The 18041-nt window shown below is 74.4% G+C and carries 19 protein-coding genes; 10 read left to right on the top strand and 9 right to left on the bottom strand.

Annotated features, from left to right (window positions below; genetic code table 11):
* Positions 1–25 precede the first annotated feature (25 nt).
* Positions 26–235 carry a DUF2945 domain-containing protein gene (locus E4P43_RS02215; protein WP_135143791.1) on the top strand — a complete coding sequence of 70 codons (210 nt, stop codon included), beginning with the start codon at positions 26–28 and terminating at the stop codon, positions 233–235.
* Between the two features lie 43 nt (positions 236–278).
* Positions 279–737 carry a DUF2795 domain-containing protein gene (locus E4P43_RS02210; protein WP_135143790.1) on the top strand — a complete coding sequence of 153 codons (459 nt, stop codon included), beginning with the start codon at positions 279–281 and terminating at the stop codon, positions 735–737.
* A 19-nt stretch (positions 738–756) separates the two neighbouring features.
* Here E4P43_RS02210 and E4P43_RS02205 read toward each other — a convergent pair whose 3' ends face one another.
* Positions 757–1599 carry a hypothetical protein gene (locus E4P43_RS02205; protein ID WP_135143789.1) on the bottom strand — a complete coding sequence of 281 codons (843 nt, stop codon included), beginning with the start codon at positions 1597–1599 and terminating at the stop codon, positions 757–759.
* A 251-nt stretch (positions 1600–1850) separates the two neighbouring features.
* On the opposite strand from E4P43_RS02205, the gene E4P43_RS02200 reads away from it, so the two are divergent.
* Positions 1851–3812 carry an LCP family protein gene (locus tag E4P43_RS02200; RefSeq protein ID WP_245158888.1) on the top strand — a complete coding sequence of 654 codons (1962 nt, stop codon included), beginning with the start codon at positions 1851–1853 and terminating at the stop codon, positions 3810–3812.
* On the opposite strand, the gene E4P43_RS02195 is transcribed toward E4P43_RS02200, so the two are convergent.
* The 7 genes from E4P43_RS02195 to E4P43_RS02165 all read right to left on the bottom strand — a co-directional run bounded on the left by E4P43_RS02195 (position 3802) and on the right by E4P43_RS02165 (position 10252).
* Complete coding sequence (locus E4P43_RS02195; RefSeq protein WP_135143787.1) at positions 3802–4341, bottom strand: GNAT family protein; 540 nt, start codon at positions 4339–4341, stop codon at positions 3802–3804. The two genes, E4P43_RS02200 and E4P43_RS02195, sit on opposite strands and share 11 nt — an antisense overlap.
* A gap of 23 nt (positions 4342–4364) precedes the next feature.
* Positions 4365–5144, bottom strand: coding sequence for a phosphate ABC transporter ATP-binding protein PstB (gene pstB / locus E4P43_RS02190; protein WP_135143786.1), 780 nt, complete (start codon positions 5142–5144; stop codon positions 4365–4367).
* A 20-nt stretch (positions 5145–5164) separates the two neighbouring features.
* Positions 5165–6244 (bottom strand): phosphate ABC transporter permease PstA, encoded by a 1080-nt coding sequence (pstA, locus tag E4P43_RS02185; RefSeq protein WP_135143785.1) that lies wholly within the window; start codon positions 6242–6244, stop codon positions 5165–5167.
* Positions 6244–7188, bottom strand: a complete 945-nt coding sequence (gene pstC / locus E4P43_RS02180; protein ID WP_135143784.1) for a phosphate ABC transporter permease subunit PstC — start codon at positions 7186–7188, stop codon at positions 6244–6246. Before pstC ends, pstA begins: the two co-directional genes overlap by 1 nt.
* 113 nt (positions 7189–7301) lie before the next feature.
* Positions 7302–8411 carry a phosphate ABC transporter substrate-binding protein PstS gene (pstS, locus tag E4P43_RS02175; RefSeq protein WP_135143783.1) on the bottom strand — a complete coding sequence of 370 codons (1110 nt, stop codon included), beginning with the start codon at positions 8409–8411 and terminating at the stop codon, positions 7302–7304.
* 184 nt (positions 8412–8595) lie between these two features.
* A complete protein-coding gene (gene mshD, locus E4P43_RS02170) occupies positions 8596–9504 on the bottom strand; it encodes a mycothiol synthase (RefSeq protein WP_135143782.1) in 909 nt (302 codons plus the stop codon).
* Positions 9505–9511: 7 nt separating this feature from the next.
* A complete protein-coding gene (locus E4P43_RS02165; protein ID WP_135143781.1) occupies positions 9512–10252 on the bottom strand; it encodes a response regulator transcription factor in 741 nt (246 codons plus the stop codon).
* Between the two features lie 211 nt (positions 10253–10463).
* On the opposite strand from E4P43_RS02165, the gene E4P43_RS02160 reads away from it, so the two are divergent.
* The 5 genes from E4P43_RS02160 (at position 10464) to E4P43_RS02140 (ending at position 13731) form a co-directional block, all read left to right on the top strand.
* Positions 10464–11288 (top strand): hypothetical protein, encoded by an 825-nt coding sequence (locus E4P43_RS02160; protein WP_135143780.1) that lies wholly within the window; start codon positions 10464–10466, stop codon positions 11286–11288.
* On the top strand, positions 11285–11974 hold the full coding sequence (locus E4P43_RS02155; RefSeq protein ID WP_135143779.1) for a DUF2993 domain-containing protein: 690 nt from the start codon (positions 11285–11287) through the stop codon (positions 11972–11974). Before E4P43_RS02160 ends, E4P43_RS02155 begins: the two co-directional genes overlap by 4 nt.
* Before the next feature lie 29 nt (positions 11975–12003).
* Positions 12004–12366, top strand: coding sequence for a thioredoxin family protein (locus E4P43_RS02150; protein ID WP_245158887.1), 363 nt, complete (start codon positions 12004–12006; stop codon positions 12364–12366).
* A 237-nt stretch (positions 12367–12603) separates the two neighbouring features.
* Positions 12604–13431, top strand: coding sequence for a sulfurtransferase (locus E4P43_RS02145; RefSeq protein ID WP_135143778.1), 828 nt, complete (start codon positions 12604–12606; stop codon positions 13429–13431).
* A 6-nt stretch (positions 13432–13437) separates the two neighbouring features.
* On the top strand, positions 13438–13731 hold the full coding sequence (locus E4P43_RS02140) for a DUF1416 domain-containing protein (RefSeq protein WP_135143777.1): 294 nt from the start codon (positions 13438–13440) through the stop codon (positions 13729–13731).
* A gap of 66 nt (positions 13732–13797) precedes the next feature.
* On the opposite strand, the gene E4P43_RS02135 is transcribed toward E4P43_RS02140, so the two are convergent.
* Positions 13798–15558 (bottom strand): SpoIIE family protein phosphatase, encoded by a 1761-nt coding sequence (locus tag E4P43_RS02135; RefSeq protein WP_135143776.1) that lies wholly within the window; start codon positions 15556–15558, stop codon positions 13798–13800.
* A gap of 252 nt (positions 15559–15810) precedes the next feature.
* Between E4P43_RS02135 and E4P43_RS02130 the strand changes: the two genes are divergently transcribed.
* Complete coding sequence (locus E4P43_RS02130) at positions 15811–16344, top strand: FABP family protein (RefSeq protein ID WP_135143775.1); 534 nt, start codon at positions 15811–15813, stop codon at positions 16342–16344.
* Entirely contained in the window at positions 16341–18038 is a 1698-nt protein-coding gene (locus E4P43_RS02125) for a DUF885 domain-containing protein (protein ID WP_135143774.1), read from the top strand. The genes E4P43_RS02130 and E4P43_RS02125 overlap by 4 nt, the downstream gene beginning before the upstream one ends.
* Positions 18039–18041: the final 3 nt, after the last annotated feature.

The raw sequence follows: 18041 nt of genomic DNA, 5'->3' as shown, positions 1-18041 counted from the left end.
CACCGTCCGCGAGTGGGGAGAGGTCATGTCGGGCGAACCGAAGAAGGGCGACCACGTCACCTGGAGCAGCCACGGGAACGAGGTCGAGGGCACGGTCGAACGGAAGATCACCTCCGACACCGAGGCCTCGGGCCGCACCGTGCGCGCCAGCGAGGACGACCCGCAGTTCGAGGTGAAGAGCGACAAGACCGGCAAGACCGCCGTGCACAAGCCCGGCGCCCTGCACGAGGACTGACCCACCGGCCCGGGCCCCGGGCCAGACACATGAGGGAGACGCCGTGACCGAGTCCGCAGGCCAGTTCGCCGGAGCGTCCGAGCGCAGCACCAAGCACAACCCGCGCCTCGACGAGGAGCTCGAGCACGAGATGCAGGGGATGCTCAAGGCCGAGCGCGCCACCCGCTCACACGAGTGGCGCGAGGTCGAGCCGGTCGCCGAGGGCGACCCGGACATCTCGGCCGACCCCACCGGCGCGCTCGTCGGCGGCGTGCCGGTGGGCATGACCGAGGACGCCGTCGCCGTCCGCGCCGAGCTCGCCCGCTGGCTCGACCGCGCCGACTTCCCGAGCACCGGGCCCGACCTGGTGGAGGCGGCGCTGGACCACCGCGCCCCCGACGCCGTCGTCGCCGAGCTGCAGAAGCTGCCGGACGGCGAGACCTACGAGCGCATCGGCGACGTCGTCCGTGCGCTGGGCTACCCGACCGAGACCGGCCCCGGGCCGGGCCCCTCGGACGTGTGACCCTGCTCGACCCCGGGGCCTAGGCCTCGTCGGCTTCCCGGGCCTCGTCCTGCGCGATCTCCTCCGCCCCCCGGCGGCGGAACAGGCGGGAGCCCGGGAAGCCCTTCACGATCTGCCGCATGTCCTGGACGGTGTCGACCAGGTCGTGCACGTCGGTGCCCACGGTCCCCAGGGTCTCCAGCACCGGGAGGATGTCCTCGTCCAGGTGCGTCACCAGCTGGGGCAGCTGGTCGATCAGCTTGATGAGCGCGTCGACCTCGGTGGGGTCGACCGAGGCCGCCAGCCGCCGCACGACCGGGGCCAGCGCGGTGAGGGCCGGCTCGTAGTCGCCGAGCATCGGCTCGACCCGGCCGAGCATCCCCTCGGCCCGGTCGACGATCGCGTCGGCGCGGCCCGACGTGCCACCGACCCGCTCGATGGCGTCGTCGGCCTTCTGCTGGGTCTCACCCACGCGCTCGATGGCGTCGTCGGCCTTCTGCTGGGTCTGGCCGACGCGCTCGATGGCGTCGTCGGCCTTCTGCTGGGTCTGGCCGACGCGCTCGATGGCGTCGTCGGCCTTCTGCTGGGTCTCGCCCACGCGCTCGATCGCCTCGTCGGCCTTGGCCTGGGTCTTCCCGACGCCGGCGATCGCCTCGTCGGCCCGGGCGCGGGTGTCCTCCAGCCGGTCGATGGCGCCGTCGGCCCGGTCGACCACGGTGTCCACGCGGTCCAGCAGCAGGCTCACGCGGTCCAGCAGCTCCTCCATCCGGCCGAGGAGACCGAACGCCCGCGGCACGAGGTCGAGGGCGTCGCTCACGCCGTCGCGCACCCCGCTCACCAGACCGAGGACGTCCGACGGGCCGGGGACGGAGGGCAGACGCACGCCGGCAACGCTACGCACCGCACCTGTGGCGCACCATCCGGTTGACCTCGTCACGTCGCCACCCGTGCCGCGCGTCGGCGTGGCGGAGGCCCGGACGCCCGTATCGTGGGTCGACGGACACGTACGTGCGGACCGACGAGAAGGTGTCGACACCTGTGGGGGATCAGCCGACCCGGGACGGTGGGGGCGCTCGCGGCGTCCCCGGCCGTGCTCGTCGTGGGCACTCCGCGGAGGCCGGCGCCGTCGAGCCGGTGACCGTCGAGCAGCTCCTCGCCCGGCAGGGCGACGGGGTGGGCCGGCGGCGTGCCTCCCGCCGCACGTCGGCCGCGCCGGCCCGCGACCTCCCCGCCACGCCCGTGCGCGGCGGTTCGTCTGCCCGGGGGCGTGACGAGCTCTTCCCGCGCCCCGAGGAGGGCCCGGCGGTGCGCGCCGGGCTGCCGCCCGTCCCGGGCGCCGCCCGTCCTGCGGGCCCGCAGCCGGGCCTCCCCCCGGTCCGCGGTGCCGCACCGGCCCAGCCGCCGCTGCCCACCGTCCAGCCGGGCCTGCCGCCGGTCCCGGGCGTCGCGCCCTCCGCCGCCGCTGCGCCGGTCGTGCCCGCGGTCCAGCCCGGCCTGCCGCCGGTGCCGGGGAGCGGCGCCTCGCTCTGGGCGCCGGCCGAGCGGCCCTCCCGCTGCAGCGGTCCCATCCCGCCGCTGCCCGGCCTGGCCGTCCCACCGGCCCCGCCGGCGCCGCCGGCCCCGCGCCGCAAGCGGGCCGAGGACCGCCCGCCGCCGAGCCCCGCCCGCCGGCGTGCCCTGCGGGTGGCGACGGCGCTGGCCGCGCTGCTGGGCGTCGTCGTCCTCTACCACCTGGCGCTCTACTTCTACGTCGACCAGCGCATCGACCGCGTCGACGCCCTCGCGACCGACGGCCCCGAGGTGCTCGCCGCCGAGCTGCAGGACGCGGCCGAGACCTACCTCGTGGTCGGCTCCGGCGTCCCGGGCCAGACCGGCGCCGCCTCGATCGCCACGCTGGTGGCCTCCGTCTCCGCCGACGGGGAGCGCGCCGTGCTGGTCAGCGTGCCGCCCACCGCCATGGTCGACACCCCGATGTGCCGGACGCCCGACGGCGACCTGCGCAACCCGGTGACCGAGGCCTTCGCCAGCTCGCTGCTCGACGGCGGGCCGGCCTGCATGGTGCGGGCGGTGCAGCAGCTCTCGGGCCTGCGGATCGACCACTACCTCGGCGTCGACCTCGCCGGCCTCCCCACGATGGTCGACGCCCTCGACGGCGTCCCCGTCTGCGTCATCCCCTCCGAGGCGACCGCTGCGGCGGCGCAGCCCCCGCCGCCCGGCCCCTCGGAGCTCTCCGGTGCGGCAGCCTCCGGGTTCCTGGCCCCCGGCGACACGGGCACCGACGTCACCGGCGCCGCGGTCGCGGAGCGGGCGCAGCGGCTGCTCACCGCCACCCTCCGGGCGGCGATGTCGTCGGAGACGCTGCTGAACCCGGTGACCCTCGCGACGTTCCTCAACCGGGCGTCGGACAGCCTCACCGTCGACGACCAGACGACGCTGGGAGACCTGCGGGTGCTCGCCGGCTCGCTCGGCGACCTCTCCGGTGACGCCGTCCAGCGCGCCGGGCTCCCCGTGGCCCAGGTGGGCTACGTGCCGGTCGGCTCGGACCAGGCCTACGTGGTCCTCGACCGGCCGGCGACCCGGGCGCTCTTCGACGAGGTCATCGACGGCACCCGGCTCCCGGCCGAGGTGATCGAGGCCCAGCGGGCCGCGCAGGCCGCCGCCAGCCAGGCCGCCGAGGCGCCGCAGCCGGCCCCCGAGGAGCCAGCGGGCCCCGCGCCGCTCACCGCCGCGCCGGGGGAGATCACCGTGGACGTCCTCAACGGCACGGCGACCACCGGCCTGGCCGGCACGGTGGCCGAGGCGCTGCGCGGTCAGGGCTTCGCCGTCGGGACCGTGGGCAACGAGGAGGGGACGGTGAACGAGACCGTCGTCCGCTTCGGGCCGGGGGCGGAGGAGCAGGCGCGGACCGTGGCCGCCGCCGTGCCGAACTCGGTGCTGCGCCCCAGCGACGCCATCGGCGGCGCGGTGCAGCTGGTCATCGGGCCCGGCTACTCGACCGTGGTCCCGGTGCAGGTCGGCGCACCGGTCGCGGCCGAGGCCGCTCCCGAGCCGGCCCCGGCCACGCCCGCACCCCAGCCCTCCACGGTCAGGTGCTGAGCGCCTCCGGCCGCTCGTCCAGCACCTGGAACAGCACGTGGTCCTGCCACCGCCCGGCGATGCGCAGGTAGCGCGGGGCCAGCCCGTAGCGCTGGAACCCGTTGCGGGCCAGCACCGCCTGCGAGGCGACGTTGTCCACGAGCGTCCCGGCCTCCACGCGGTGCAGGCCCAGCTCGCCGAAGGCGGTGCGGAGCACGTGGGCGACCGCCGCCGAGGCCAGGCCCCGGCGGGTGTGCTGCCGGGCGACCCAGTAGCCCAGCACGGCCGACTGCAACGGCCCCCGGACGATGCCGCTCAGCGTGATGCGACCGGCGACCTCGCCGGAGGGCGCCAGCACGACACACGGGAGACCGGTGCCGGCGGCGTGCCCGGCCAGGGCCTCCTCGAGCACCGCCCGCTGCCCGGCGTCGGTGTAGTACGACTCCTCGCGGTGCGGCTCGAAGGGTGCGAGGAACTCCCGGTTCTCCCGGAGGAGCCGGGCGAGGGCGGGGGCGTCGTCGAGGGTGACCAGCCGGGGTGGGGGGAGCACCCCGGCATCCTGTCCCGTGCCGATCAGCCGAAGCGGCCCGAGATGTAGTCCTCGGTCGCCTTCTCGTCGGGGTTGCTGAAGATCCGCTCGGTGGGGTTGAACTCGATCAGCCGGCCCGGCTGCCCCACCCCGTTGAGGTTGAAGAAGCCGGTGGACTCGCTCACCCGGGCGGCCTGCTGCATGTTGTGCGTGACGATGACGATGGTGAAGCGCTCCTTCAGCTCCGTCATCAGGTCCTCGATCGCGAGGGTGGAGATCGGGTCCAGCGCCGAGCAGGGCTCGTCCATCAGCAGGACGTCGGGCTCGACGGCGATCGCGCGGGCGATGCACAGGCGCTGCTGCTGGCCACCGGAGAGGCCCGAGCCGGGGCGGTCGAGGCGGTCCTTGACCTCGTTCCAGAGGTTGGCGCCGCGCAGCGACTTCTCGACGATGTCGTCGGCCTCGGACTTCTTCATCCGCTTGTTGTTCAGGCGGTTGCCGGCCAGCACGTTCTCGTAGATCGACATCGTCGGGAACGGGTTGGGCCGCTGGAAGACCATGCCGATCTGCCGGCGCACGTCGACCGGGTCGACGTCGGCGCCGTAGAGGTCCTGGCCGTCCATGGCGACCTTGCCCTCCACGCGGGCGCCCGGGAGCACCTCGTGCATCCGGTTCAGCGAGCGCAGGAAGGTGGACTTCCCGCAGCCCGAGGGGCCGATCAGCGCGGTGATGCTGCGCGGCTCGATGGCGACGTTGACGCCCTCCACGGCCAGGAAGTCGCCGTAGTAGATGTTGAGGTCGGAGACCTCGATGCGCTTGGCCACAGTTTCCTCCGGTGGGTCGGTCAGCGACCGGTCTTGGGGGCGAAGAAGCGGCTGATCAGGCGAGCGACGATGTTGAGCGCCATGACCAGGATGATGAGGACCAGGGCCGCCGTCCAGGCCCGGTCGAGGAACGCCTGCGTGGCGGTGCCCGGCTGGGTGAGCTGGTAGTACGCGAACACCGGCAGCGTGGCCATGCGCCCGTCGAAGGGGTTCAGGTTCGTGCCGGTGATCAGGCCGACGGTGATGAGCAGGGGAGCGGTCTCGCCGACGACGCGGGCCACGGCCAGCGTCACGCCCGTGCCGAGGCCGGCGATCGCCGTCGGCAGGACGACCTTGACGACCGTGCGCCACTTCGGCACGCCCAGGGCGTAGCTCGCCTCGCGCAGCTCGTTGGGCACGAGCTTGAGGACCTCCTCGGAGGACCGGACGACGACCGGGATCATCAGCACCGACAGCGCGACCGCGCCCATGACACCGATCCGGACCTGGTTGCCGAACAGCAGGGTGAACAGGGCGAAGGCGAACAGGCCGGCGACGATCGACGGGATGCCGGTCATCACGTCGACGAAGAAGGTGATGGCCCGCTTCAGCCGCCCGCTGCCGTACTCGACGAGGTAGATCGAGGTCATCAGGCCGATGGGCACGGAGATGAGCGTGGCCAGCGCGGTGATGATGAGCGTGCCGAGGATCGCGTGGTACGCGCCGCCGCCCTCACCCACCACCCGGTACATGGAGTTGGTGAAGAACTGGGCATCGAACCGGGGCAGGCCGTTGTCCAGGACGGTGTAGACCAGCGACACCAGCGGGATCATCGCGATCCCGAAGGCCGTGGTGACCAGGGCGGTCACCAGCCGGTCGGCCGCCTTGCGGCGCCCCTCGACGGTGCGGGTGAGCACGTAGACCGCCAGCGTCCCGAGGACGACGCCGTAGATCAGGGTGGAGGTCACGCTGAAGCCGGTCAGCGCCGACAGGAGCGCGCCCACGGCGAGGCCGGCCAGGTAGGCGCCCAGCGGTGCGAAGCGGGGCAGGCGCCGCTCGACCCTGACCGGACCCTGGGTCGGGGTGGAGGAGCGCAGCGCCGTCGGGGTGTCGGTGCTCATCAGTTGGCTCCGGAGAAGTCGGCGCGGCGGTTGACGACCCAGCGGGCGAGCATGTTGACCGCGAGGGTGATGACGAACAGCACCAGGCCGCTGGCGATGAGGGTGTTGACGCCCAGCCCGGTGGCCTCGGGGAACCGCAGCGCGATGTTCGACGCGATGGTCGAGGGGTTGGTGCTCGTGATGAGCGTGAGCGCGGCCGCACCGCCACCGGAGAGCACGATCGCCACGGCCATCGTCTCGCCCAGTGCCCGGCCGAGCCCCAGCATCGCTCCGCCGATGACGCCGGACTTGCCGTAGGGCAGCACCGCCATCTTGATCATCTCCCAGCGGGTGGCGCCGAGTGCGAGGGCGGCCTCGCGGTGCAGCGCGGGCGCCTGGCCGAACACCTCACGGGAGATGGCGGAGATGATCGGCAGGATCATGACGGCCAGCACGATGCCGACGGTCAGCATCGTGCGGCCGGTGCTCGAGGCCGGCCCCTCGAACAGCGGGATGAACCCCAGGTTGTCCGCGGCCCACTCGTGGAAGGGCACCAGCGTGGGCGCGAGGACGGCCAGGCCCCAGAAGCCGTAGACGACGCTGGGGATGGCAGCGAGAAGGTCGATCACGTACCCCATGGCAGCGGCCAGGCGCCGGGGGGCGTAGTAGGTGACGTACAGGGCGATCGCGACGGCCAGCGGTGTGGCTATCAGCAGCGCCAGGACGGCGCCGAGCAGGGTGCCGACGATGAGCGGCCACACGTAGTGGGCCAGGCCCTCGCCGCCGGGGATGTCCTCCGCAGGGGCGGTGATGGCGGGGATCGCCTCGCTGACGAGGAACGCGGCCACCCCGGCGAGGATCAGCAGGATCAGGATGCCGGAGCCCTTGGCGGTGCCGGCGAAGACGCGGTCGCCCACGCGCCGCTTCGGCTGCGGTGGGCTGGGGGGTGCGCTGGTGGTCGTCACCGGGGCCTCTCCGTCGGGTTGGTGCGTCGCATCGTGGTGGACCGGTCACGTGGCTCGGCGGCCCGAGGTGTCCATGACACCCCGAGCCGCCGCACCGCGCTGGTTCCGAGTTGTCAGCCGGCCGCCGTGATGGCGTCGACCGCGGTCTGCGCCTGCTCGCGCAGCGAGTCCGAGATCGGGGCGTTGCCGGCATTGTCGGCGGCGGCCTGCTGGCCGTCCTCGCTGATGACGTACTCCATGAAGGCCTTGACGTTGTCAGCGGTCTCCTGGTCGTCGTACTCGATGCAGCCGACGTGGTAGCTGACCAGGACGATCGGGTACTCGCCCGAGCCCTCGGTCTGCCGGTTGACCTCGATGGCGAAGTCGTACTCGCCGCGGCCCTCGACGGCCGGGCTGTTCTCGACGACGGCGGCAGCGGCCTCGGCGGAGGGGGCGACGAAGTCGTCACCCACCGCGACGCTCACCACGCCCAGGTCGCCGGCGCGGCTGGCGTCGGCGTAGGTGATGGCGCCGACGGTGCTCTCGACCACGCCGATGACGCCGCTGGTCTGGTTGGCGGCCTCGCCACCGGGGAGCGGCCACTCGCCGTCGGGCTCGGAGGTCCACACGTCACCGGCGGTCTGGAACAGGTAGTCGGTGAAGTTGTCGGTGGTGCCCGAGTCGTCGGCGCGGTGCACCGCCGTGATCGGCTGGTCGGGCAGCGTGGCGTCGGGGTTGTCCGCCGCGATGGCCGGGTCGTTCCAGTTGGTGATCGCGCCGGTGAAGATGCCGGCGATGGTCGCGGGCTGCAGGTTCAGCTCGTCGACGCCCTCGAGGTTGAACACCACGGCGATCGGCGAGATGTAGTTGGGCAGCTCGAAGATCTCGCCGCCGGCGCAGCGCTCCTGCGCCGAGGCCAGCTCCTCCTCGTCGAGCGCGGCGTCCGAGCCGGCGAAGTCCGAGCGGCCGGCGATGAACTGCTCGCGGCCCGCGCCGGAGCCGGCCGGGTCGTAGCTGAAGGTGACGTCGGGGTACTCGCCCTCGAAGCCGGCCTGCCAGGCCTCCATGGCAGCCTGCTGGCTGCTGGCGCCGGCGCCGATGAGGTCGCCGCTGAGCTCGGCGGCGGAGTCGCCGCCGGAGGTGCCGGCGTCGGACTCGTTGGAGGCGCCGCAGGCCGTGAGGGCCAGGGTGGCGGCGAGCGCCACGGACAGGGTGGTGGCGCGGGTCGTGCTGCTGAGCTTCAACTCAGTTGCCTCTCGACGTGGGCCCGGACCGTTTCCGGGCAGCAGTGGACCTTCGAGAGGGACGCTAGGGAGCGCAGGTGGCGTGATCACCGGAGTCGGGTGAACGACGGGTGAACGACCGCTGAGGTCTTCGTCGAGCGGTGGTGGCGCCGGTCACGCAGAGGGAGGATTGCCCGTCGGGCAGTCAGTCGGTGCCCGGCTCGAGCAGCCAGGAGACGTCGACGGCGAACCGGGTGAAGCCCCGCCCCTCGTAGAGCCGCACGGCCGCCGCGTTGTCCTCCTCGACGTAGAGCAGGACCTCGCCGAGACCCTGGGCGCGCAGGTGCGCCAGGCCCAGGTCGGTGAGCGCCCGGCCCAGCCGCATGCCCTGCGCCGCGGGGTCCACGCCGAGGACGTAGACCTCCCCGACCGGGTCGGGCCCGGCGTCGCCCGCGGGGTGCACCTTGGTCCAGTGCGAGCCGAGGAGCTCGCCCGCGGCGCCCGGCTCGCCGCGCCACGCCATGAGGAAGCCCGCCGGGTCGAACCACGGCTCTGCCTCGCGCAGCTCCAGGTCGGACCGCGTCATGCGGCCCTGCTCGGGGTGCCAGGAGAAGGCCCGGGCGTTGACCCGCAGCCAGGCGTCCTCGTCCCGACCCGGTACGAAGGGCACCACCCGCACGTCCGCCGGCAGGTCCGGGCGCGGGTCGGCGTCGACGCCGGCCAGGTCGCGCCGCATCTGCAGCAGCACGCGCGCCCGCCGGAAGCCGTGCGCGGCGAGCAGCTCGGCCGAGCCCGGCAGGTCGCCGTGCGCCCAGATGCTCAGCGGCCGGTCGCCGGCGAGGCCGACGAGCTGCCGCAGGAGGGACCGGCCTACGCCGCGCCGCCGGCGGTCCGGGTGCACGGCCAGCTCCGCGACGCCGTCGTCGAGCCGCGCGTAGCCGGCCAGCGCGCCGTCGTCGTCGCGCACGACCAGGTCGGTGCCACCGGGCGTGCGGTGCTGCAGCCGCAGCTGCGCGTCCTCGGACAGCGGCCGCACGCCGTCGGCCGCGGCGGCGGCGTCCAGCAGCGCGAGGACCTCGGGGACGTCGACGGGGGTCTGGGCGGGGGAGCTCACCCGGCCATCAGACCAGTTCGGCGTCGGCCCTGTCCTCGGAGGCCTGGGCGGCCTTGGCGCCGGCGTCGGCGACCTGCTGGTCGAGCTTGTAGCCGACGTTGCGCACGGTGCCGATCAGGGCCTCGTGCTCGGTGCCGAGCTTGGCGCGCAGCCGGCGGACGTGGACGTCGACGGTGCGGGTGCCGCCGAAGTAGTCGTAGCCCCAGATCTCCTGCAGCAGCTGGGCGCGGGAGAACACCCGGCCCGGGTGCTGGGCGAGGTACTTGAGGAGCTCGAACTCCTTGTAGGTGAGGTCGAGCGACCGGCCGCGCAGCTTCGCCGAGTAGCTGTGCTCGTCGATGACCAGCTCGCCGGCCTGGGTGAGGCCGCCGTCGCCGCCGTCGGCGGGGGTGGACGCCGCGAGCCGGCGGGCGGTGGCCCACTTCAGGCGGGCGTCGACCTCGGCCGGGCCGGCAGTGTCGAGCAGGACGTCGTCGACGCCCCAGTCGGCCGAGAGCGCGACCAGGCCGCCCTCGGAGAGCACGGCGACCAGCGCGGCGGCGACGCCGGTGGAGGACAGCAGGCCGCATAGCGTGCGGGCCTGGATGAGGTCGTGGCGGGCGTCGACGAGCACGACGTCGCCCGCGTCCCCGTCGAGGAGGCTGGAGAGCTCCGGGGCGACCACGCGGACCTGGTGGGGGAGCAGCCCCAGGGCGGGCAGCACCTCGGTGGTGGCCTGACGAGCGCCGGTCATGAGCACGAGTCGCATGTCGTCTCCTCACGGGTCCAGGGCCGGCGGGCGCCGACCGGACCTACGACAACGCTGTCGAGGTGAGTGCGCAGGATAGCGGATGCGCTGCTCGGCGGGGGTGCGCCGAGCGGGACGATCCCCCCGTGGGGCCGGGGACGGGCAGCCGGAGATGCCGGCCGCTCCGCTCGTCGGACGCGTCGCGGGCCGGACTTCTGAGACGATCGGGGGCGTGAGCCCCACCGCCGTCCTCCGCGCGACGCCGGACCGGGCGCACCACCTGCCCGCCGCCGGGCTGGCGGCGGTCGCCGCGGGGGTGCTGGCCGGCCTGCCGCTGGCGCTCGGCAGCGTCGGCGCGCTGGCGGCGGTGCTGGTGCTGCAGCTGGCGCTGGTCCTCTCCTGGGTCGTGGTCGCCCGCATGCGCGGGGCCCGTGCCTCCCTCGTCGTCGGGACGGCGGCCGCCGTCGCCGCCGACCTGGTGCTCGTCCTGCCGGACCGGCCCGAGCTGGGCGGCCTGCTCGGGGTGCTGGCCGTGGGGTTCATCGTCTCGGTGCTCCAGCAGATGCTGCGCTCCCCGCGGCACCGCCTGGTCGACTCGCTCGCCGGCGCCGCCCTGCTGCTCACCGCCGTGGGCGCGCTGGCGGCGCTGCTGCTGCTCGACCGCTCCGCCGAGGGGCGGCTCGTCGTCACCGCTCTGGCGGCGGGCGTCGCCCTCGTCGTCGGTCACCTGCTCGACCAGGTGCTGCCGCGCCCGGTCGTCGCCGAGGGCGTGCCGCGCGGCCTCGCCGGCACGGTGCTGTCGGTCCTGGCGGGCGCGGCGGTGGCGTGGGCGGCCCGGGACCTCGCGGACCTGGGGATGCTTCGGTCGCTGTTCGTCGGCGCCGTCGTCGCGGGCGTGGTGGCGCTGGTCGCCGTCGCCGCCAGCTACGTCGCGGTCGAGGCGGCGGCCGACGGGGTGCCCGACGCGATCTCGCCGTGGGTGCTGACCGTCGTCCAGGTGGTGCTGCCCCTGGCCGGGGCCGCCCCGGTGGCGCTCGGCCTGCTGTCGGTGCTGTGAGGGCCCTCGTCGTCCTGCTGGTCCTCCTCGTCGGGCTGGGGGTGCTGCTCGACCGGGTGGCGGTGGGCGTCGCCGAGGGCCAGGTCGCCCGGCAGATCGCCGCCCAGGGCGACCTGCCCGGGCGGCCGGAGGTCGAGATCCGCGGCTTCCCGTTCCTCAGCCAGGCGTTCGGCGGCCGGTACCGGGACGTGCGGATCTCCCTGACCGCCGAGCAGCTCGGCCGCCCGGAGGGCACGACGGCCGACGTCGTCCTGCGCGGCGTGCGGCTGCCGCTGTCCTCCGTCGTCAGCGGCGAGGTGCGCGAGGTGCCGGTCGACAGCATCGACGGGACGGCCACGCTGTCCTACGAGCTGCTCGCGCAGGAGCTGGGCGGGGACACGACGCTGCGCCGCGAGGGCGACGGGCTGCGGATCACCCGGACCGTCGAGGTCTTCGGGGTCACGCTCCCGCTCACGGCGGTGGGCACGGTCGGCCTGGACGGCGACGTGCTCGTCGTCGACGTGGAGCGGGCCTCCGGCGCCGGGGTCGACGTGCCGGGCTTCCTCGTCGAGCGGGCCAGCGACCTGCTGGACCTGCGCTACCCCGTCGAGCTGCCCTTCGGCCTGCGGCTGACCGGCGTCTCGCCAGCCGACGACGGGGTCGAGGTGCGGGTCGAGGCGCGCGACACGGTGCTGGCGGCGGAATAGCCCGCCCGCTGCCGCCGGTTGTGCCGTGGGTGACCGGGACCACGGCGACGCGGCAGGAGGGCGAGCTGCAGACCTCCGCGGTGTTCGAGCGGCTGGGGGTGCGCGCGGGCGACGCCGAGCTGACCGTCGTCCAGTTCTCCACGGCCTTCTGCGGCCCCTGCCGGGCGACCACCGCGCGGCTGCGGCAGCTGCAGGCGACGCGCCCCGGGCTCGCGACGGTCCACGTGGACGCGGAGAGCCACCTGGCGGAGGTGCGGGAGCTCGACGTGCGCGTCACGCCGACGCTCTTCTTCCTGGACCGGTCGGGGACGGTGGTCCGGCGCATGTCCGGCGCCCCGGCCCTCGCCGACCTGGCGGCCCTGGTGGACGCCCGGACCGGCGGCGTGTCGTGATCCGCTACCCTCGCGCCGTGGGCATCCTGCTGACCTCGCGCCGCACAGTCGACCTGTGCCGCGTCGGCAGCTGCCTGTGTCCCGCCCTCTGAGGGCGGCACAGCGCCGTCCGGACGCGCTCTCCGCGCCGCCGGGAAGGCCCCTTTCTCCCGTGAGTCCCGCGCTCGAGCGATCCGCGTCCTCTTCTCGCACCGCCGAACCGACCGACCGCACACCGACATCCGGAGGAACACCCCTATGAGCCGCAACGACGTGCTCGTCAACGTGGACTGGGTCCAGGAGCACCTGGGCCAGCCCGGCATCGTCTTCGTCGAGGTCGACGAGGACGCCAGCGCCTACGACGGCGGCCACATCGAGGGCGCGGTGAAGCTGGACTGGAAGAAGGACCTCCAGGACCCGCTGCGCCGTGACTACCTCGACAAGACCGCCTTCGAGGCGCTGCTGTCGTCCAAGGGCGTCAGCAACGACGACACCGTCGTCCTCTACGGCGGCAACAACAACTGGTTCGCCGCCTACGCGTACTGGTACTTCAAGATCTACGGCCACCGCGACGTCAAGCTGATGGACGGCGGCCGCAAGAAGTGGGAGCTCGACGGGCGCCCGCTGTCGAAGGATGCCGTCGAGCGCCCGGCCACCCAGTACCAGGCCTCCGAGCCCGACCTGTCGATCCGTGCGTTCCGCGACGAGGTCGTGGCCTCCATCGGCAGCAAGAACCTCGTCGACGTGCGTTCGCCCGACGAGTTCTCCGGCAAGATCCTCGCCCCGGCGCACCTGCCCCAGGAGCAGTCGCAGCGGGCCGGCCACGTGCCCACGGCGATCAACATCCCGTGGAGCAAGGCGGCCAACGAGGACGGCACCTTCAAGAGCGACGAGGAGCTGGCCAAGCTCTACGCCGAGCAGGGCTTCGACGACAGCCGCCCGACCATCGCCTACTGCCGCATCGGCGAGCGCTCGAGCCACACCTGGTTCGTGCTGCGCGAGCTGCTCGGCAAGACCGACGTCAAGAACTACGACGGCAGCTGGGTGGAGTACGGCTCCCTGGTCGGCGTCCCGATCGAGAAGTGAGCTGACATGTGCGGAGCCCCGAAGCAGGGCGGTTCCCTCGCGGGGATCGACCTGAGCACGCAGACGGTCATCCAGGGCTCGGTCTGGCACGACGGCGCCCCCGTGGCCGGCGCCTACGTCCGGCTGCTGGACGGCACCGACGAGTTCACCGCCGAGGTCGTCACCAGCCCCGAGGGTGAGTTCCGGTTCTTCGCCGCTCCGGGGACGTGGAAGCTCCGCGCGCTGGCCCCGGCCGGCAAGGGGCAGCGCGTCCTCGACGCCGAGGTCGGCCTGAACGAGACCACCGTCGTCCTCGACTGAGGCCCCCGCCCAGTACCAGTGGCAGCGCCCGCCCGGCTCCCCAGCCGGGCGGGCGCTGTCGCGTTCTCAGCCCATGCCGGGAGGGAGCCGGTTGGGCCCGGCCTCCGGCGGCCGGGGCCGGTCCTCCGGGAAGGGGCGGACGGCGACGATGGCGACGTCGTCGGCGCCGGCGTCGGGGACCAGCCGGGCGAGCACCTCGTCGAGCAGGTCCTCCAGCGGCCGGTCGCCGAGGTCGCCGAGCGCCTCGCGCAGCCGGCTCGTCCCCTCGTCGAGGTCGATGTCGCGGCGCTCGACCAGCCCGTCGGTGAACAGCAGCAGGGTGTGGTGGTCCGGCAGCTCCGCGACGTGGTCGCTGCGCGGCGCGTCCGGGTCGATGCCGAGCATCAGCTCGGGGCGGGTGGTCAGCTCCGTCACGGTGCCGTCGGGGGCCAGGAGCAGCGGCGGCGGGTGGCCGGCGTTGCTCCACCGCAGGAGCCGGGTGCCCGTGGCGGGGACGTCGGGGTGGCGCTCGATGCGCGCCAGGACGCCGGTGGCCAGGGTCGTGACCGCGAGCCCCTGGGCGGCGTGCTCCACCCGGGTCAGGGTCCGGGCCGGCGCGTCGTCGGAGTCGTACGCCAGCGCCCGGAGGAGCCCGCGCAGCTGGCCCATCGCCGCGGCGGCGTTGCTGTCGTGCCCGACGACGTCGCCGATGGCGAGCATGGTGGCGCCGTCGGGCTGGAGGAACGCGTCGTACCAGTCGCCGCCGACCTGCGCCTCGTGCGCCGCCGGGCGGTAGCGGACCGCGATCTGCAGGTGGTCGGGCTCCGGCGGCGGCGTGAGCAGCGACTGCTGCAGCCGGTCGGACAGGGCGCGGTCGCTCGCCGCCCGGAGGGCGAGGGCCTCGAGCTCGGCCGCCTGCTGCTTCGCGGCCACCCGCTCGGTGAGGTCGCGGAAGGAGACGACGACGCCGGTCTGCACGCCGTCCTCGACGGTGGGGACCACGATCATCTCGACCGGCATGGCGGAGCCGTCGCGGCGCCAGAAGGTCTCGTCCTCGGCGACGACCGTGCGCCCGCTGCGCAGCGCCCGCCAGACGGGGCACTCCTCCCGCGGGTACGGGGAGCCGTCCCGCCGGTGCCCGTGGATCAGCGAGTGCTGGTCGCGGTCCAGCTGCTCCTCGGCGGAGTAGCCGGTCATGCGCTGTGCCGCCGGGTTGACGAACTCGACGCGGCCCTCGGCGTCGAGGCCGTAGATGCCGTCGGCGACGTTGGCCAGGACGCGGTCGCTGATCGCCAGGGCCCGGGTCAGCTTGGCCTCGGTCTCCCGCAGCGACTCCAGGTCTCGGGCGCGGCTGGCCGCGACCTGGCGAAGCGTCGAGGCCTCGGCGCCGGCGGCCCGGGCCTCGGCGACGGTGCGCTCGGCCTCCAGCCGGTCGGTGATGTCCATGCCGGTGGCCAGGAGGTACTGGGGGTTCTCGCCCTCCCGCACCAGCTGCAGGGTGAAGTCGGCGGCGCGCTCCGTGCCGTCGGCGAGGAAGTACCGGGTGACGGCGCGCACCGGCTCGCCTCCGGTGGCGACGGCGTGCACCCAGCGCCGCACCTGCTCCTGGACCGCGGTGCTGCCGGCCCACCAGCCGGTGTCCCAGAACGGCCTGCCCAGCTGCTCGTACCGGTCGAACCCGCACCCCTCGACGGCGAGCAGGTTGCTGGTCAGCAGCCGCCCTCGCAGGTCGCAGACGGAGGCGAACATGAAGGCGGAGTCGTGCAGCACGGAGTACCAGGACGGGGTCCCGGGCAGCGCTTCGCTCTCCGTGGTCGGCACCGTTCCGCCGGGGCCGGCCTCGGCCATCTCGATGACTGCTCCTCGCGCTCGCGTCCTGGGTCGTCCAAGCCTGCCCCACAACGCCCCGAGCCACCAGGAACGTTCCCGACCGGGTCGCGGCACCGCCCGGTCCACCGCCGTGCGGCCGGCGGACCGGGCCGTCACTACGGTGGTTCCCATGGTTTCTGCCTGGGTCCTGGTCATCCTGGCCGCCGGCACGGCGCTGGGCTTCGGCTACGGCGCCGTCCGGCTGTCCCGGCGCCCGAAGGCGGCGCGGCGATGAGCGGGGAGACCGAGCTCCCGGTCCCCGACACCGCCGACGTCCGCAGCGGCCCGGAGGTCGCGCCGGAGCTGCTGTCGGTCCTGCCGCTGCTGGGCGAGTGGCACGGCGAGGGGCAGGCGGCCGGCACCGGGGGCGACCACCGGTTCGGGCAGTGGGTGCGGTTCGCGCACGACGGGCGCGGCTTCCTCGCCTACGAGTCCCGGACCTGGCGGCTCACCGACGACGGGAAGATCATGGGCCCCGACGTCCGCGAGTCCGGCTTCTGGCGACCGGTCGGGGAGGACGACGTCGAGCTGCTGGTCGTCGGGCCCGACGGGCTGGTCGAGATCTACGTCGGCACCGCCCGGACGACGACGAGCTGGGAGCTGACCAGCGACGTCGTCGCGCGGACGCCCGACGCCCCGGAGGTCAGCCGCTCGGTGCGGCTGTACGGCATCGTCGAGGGCGCCCTGATGTACGCCATCGACCGGGCGGTCGGCGAGGGCGAGCTGCGCCCGACGATGTCGGCCCGCCTGGAGCGGCTCCGGTGAGCGCCGCACGCACCCCGCGGGAGGTCGCGGACCGCTACGTCGAGGACGCCACCGAGCTGGACCCCACGCTCGGGACCGCGCTGGGCACGCGACCGCGCGAGGACCGGCTGCCCGACACCAGCCCCGCGGGGCTGGAGGCCGAGGCCGAGCTGGCCCGGCGGACGCTGGCCGAGCTCGACCGGGTGCTCGCCGCCGACCCGTCGCTGGACGACGACCCCGTGGAGCGCCGCTGCGCCCGCCTGCTGCGCGAGCGGCTGGAGGCCGAGCTCGCCGGTCACGAGGCGGGCGAGGGGTTCCGGTCGCTGAACAACCTCTTCACGCCGATCCACTCGATGCGCCAGGTGTTCTCGATGATGCCGGCGGCCACCGAGGAGGACTGGTCCGTCCTCGCGCGCCGGCTGGCGCGGGTGCCGGAGGCCTACCGCGGCTACCGGGAGACCCTCGCCGAAGGCGGCCGGCGCGGCCTGCTGGTCGCACCCCGCCAGGTGCGCACCGTCGTCGCCCAGCTCGACGAGTGGCTGGCCGGCCCCTACTTCGCCGGGTTCGTCGCCCCTGGTCCCGAGGCCCTGCGCGCGGAGCTGGACGCCGCCGCCCGCGCCGCCGACGCCGCCGTCGCCGACATCCGCGACTTCCTGCGCGACGAGTACGCGCCGATGGCCGAGGGCACCCCGGACGCCGTCGGCCGGGAGCGCTACGCCGTGGCCGCGCGACGGTGGACCGGGTCGGACCTCGGTGCCGGCCGCGGCCTGGAGGAGGCCTACGCCTGGGGCTGGGCCGAGCACCGGCGGATCCTGGCCGAGCAGCGGGCCGAGGCGGAGCGGGTGCTGCCCGGGGCGACCCCCATGGAGGCCATGCGCTGGCTGGGCGCCAACGGCCCGGCGGTCGAGGGCGAGGAGGCCATCCGCGAGCGGCTCCAGCAGATGATGGACGATGCCATCGCCGCGCTGGACGGCACGCACTTCGACCTCGCCGAGCCGGTGAAGCAGGTCGAGGCGATGATCGCGCCGCCCGGCAGCGCGGCGGCGCCGTACTACACCCGCCCGGCGCAGGACTTCTCCCGGCCCGGGCGCACCTGGCTGCCGACCCTCGGCCGCACCCGCTTCCCGCTCTGGGACCTGGTCTCGATCTGGTACCACGAGGGCGTCCCGGGCCACCACCTGCAGCTGGCCCAGTGGGCGCTGGTCTCCGGCGAGCTCTCGACCTACCAGACGTCGGTGGGGTCGGTCGGCGCGAACGTGGAGGGCTGGGCGCTCTACGCCGAGCGGCTCATGGACGAGCTGGGCTACTTCACCGACCCCGGTGAGCGGCTGGGCTTCCTCGACGCCCAGCAGCTGCGCTCGGTGCGCGTCGTCATCGACATCGGCATGCACCTGGAGCTGCCGGTCCCCGACGACGCCGAGGGCGTGCTGGCCGAGCACCGCGGCCGGCCGTGGACCCCCGAGCTGGCGCGGGCCTTCCTGGGCGAGCACTCCGGTGCCGAGCCGGCCTTCCTGGACAGCGAACTGGTGCGCTACCTGGGCATGCCGGGGCAGGCGATCAGCTACAAGCTGGGGGAGCGCGCCTGGCGGGCCGGGCGGGAGGCCGCGCAGCGCGCGCGGGGGGCCGGCTTCGACCTCAAGGCCTGGCACATGGCCGCGCTGTCGCAGGGCTCGCTGGGTCTCGACGACCTCGAGGCGGAGCTCGCCGCGCTCTGAGCC

It is taken from the genome of Blastococcus sp. TF02A-35 (assembly GCF_004571075.1).
In the GTDB taxonomy this organism is placed as follows: domain Bacteria; phylum Actinomycetota; class Actinomycetes; order Mycobacteriales; family Geodermatophilaceae; genus Blastococcus.
This window is presented reverse-complemented; position numbering and strand designations above follow the sequence as displayed.

Coding starts and splice junctions, on each gene's coding strand:
- E4P43_RS02215 (WP_135143791.1), top strand. CDS start 26: ATGTCGGGCGAACCGAAGAAGGGCGACCACGTCACCTGGAGCAGCCAC.
- pstA (WP_135143785.1), bottom strand. CDS start 6,244: ATGAGCACCGACACCCCGACGGCGCTGCGCTCCTCCACCCCGACCCAG.
- E4P43_RS02165 (WP_135143781.1), bottom strand. CDS start 10,252: ATGCGACTCGTGCTCATGACCGGCGCTCGTCAGGCCACCACCGAGGTG.
- E4P43_RS02145 (WP_135143778.1), top strand. CDS start 12,604: ATGAGCCGCAACGACGTGCTCGTCAACGTGGACTGGGTCCAGGAGCAC.
- E4P43_RS02140 (WP_135143777.1), top strand. CDS start 13,438: ATGTGCGGAGCCCCGAAGCAGGGCGGTTCCCTCGCGGGGATCGACCTG.
- E4P43_RS02135 (WP_135143776.1), bottom strand. CDS start 15,558: ATGGCCGAGGCCGGCCCCGGCGGAACGGTGCCGACCACGGAGAGCGAA.
- E4P43_RS02130 (WP_135143775.1), top strand. CDS start 15,811: ATGAGCGGGGAGACCGAGCTCCCGGTCCCCGACACCGCCGACGTCCGC.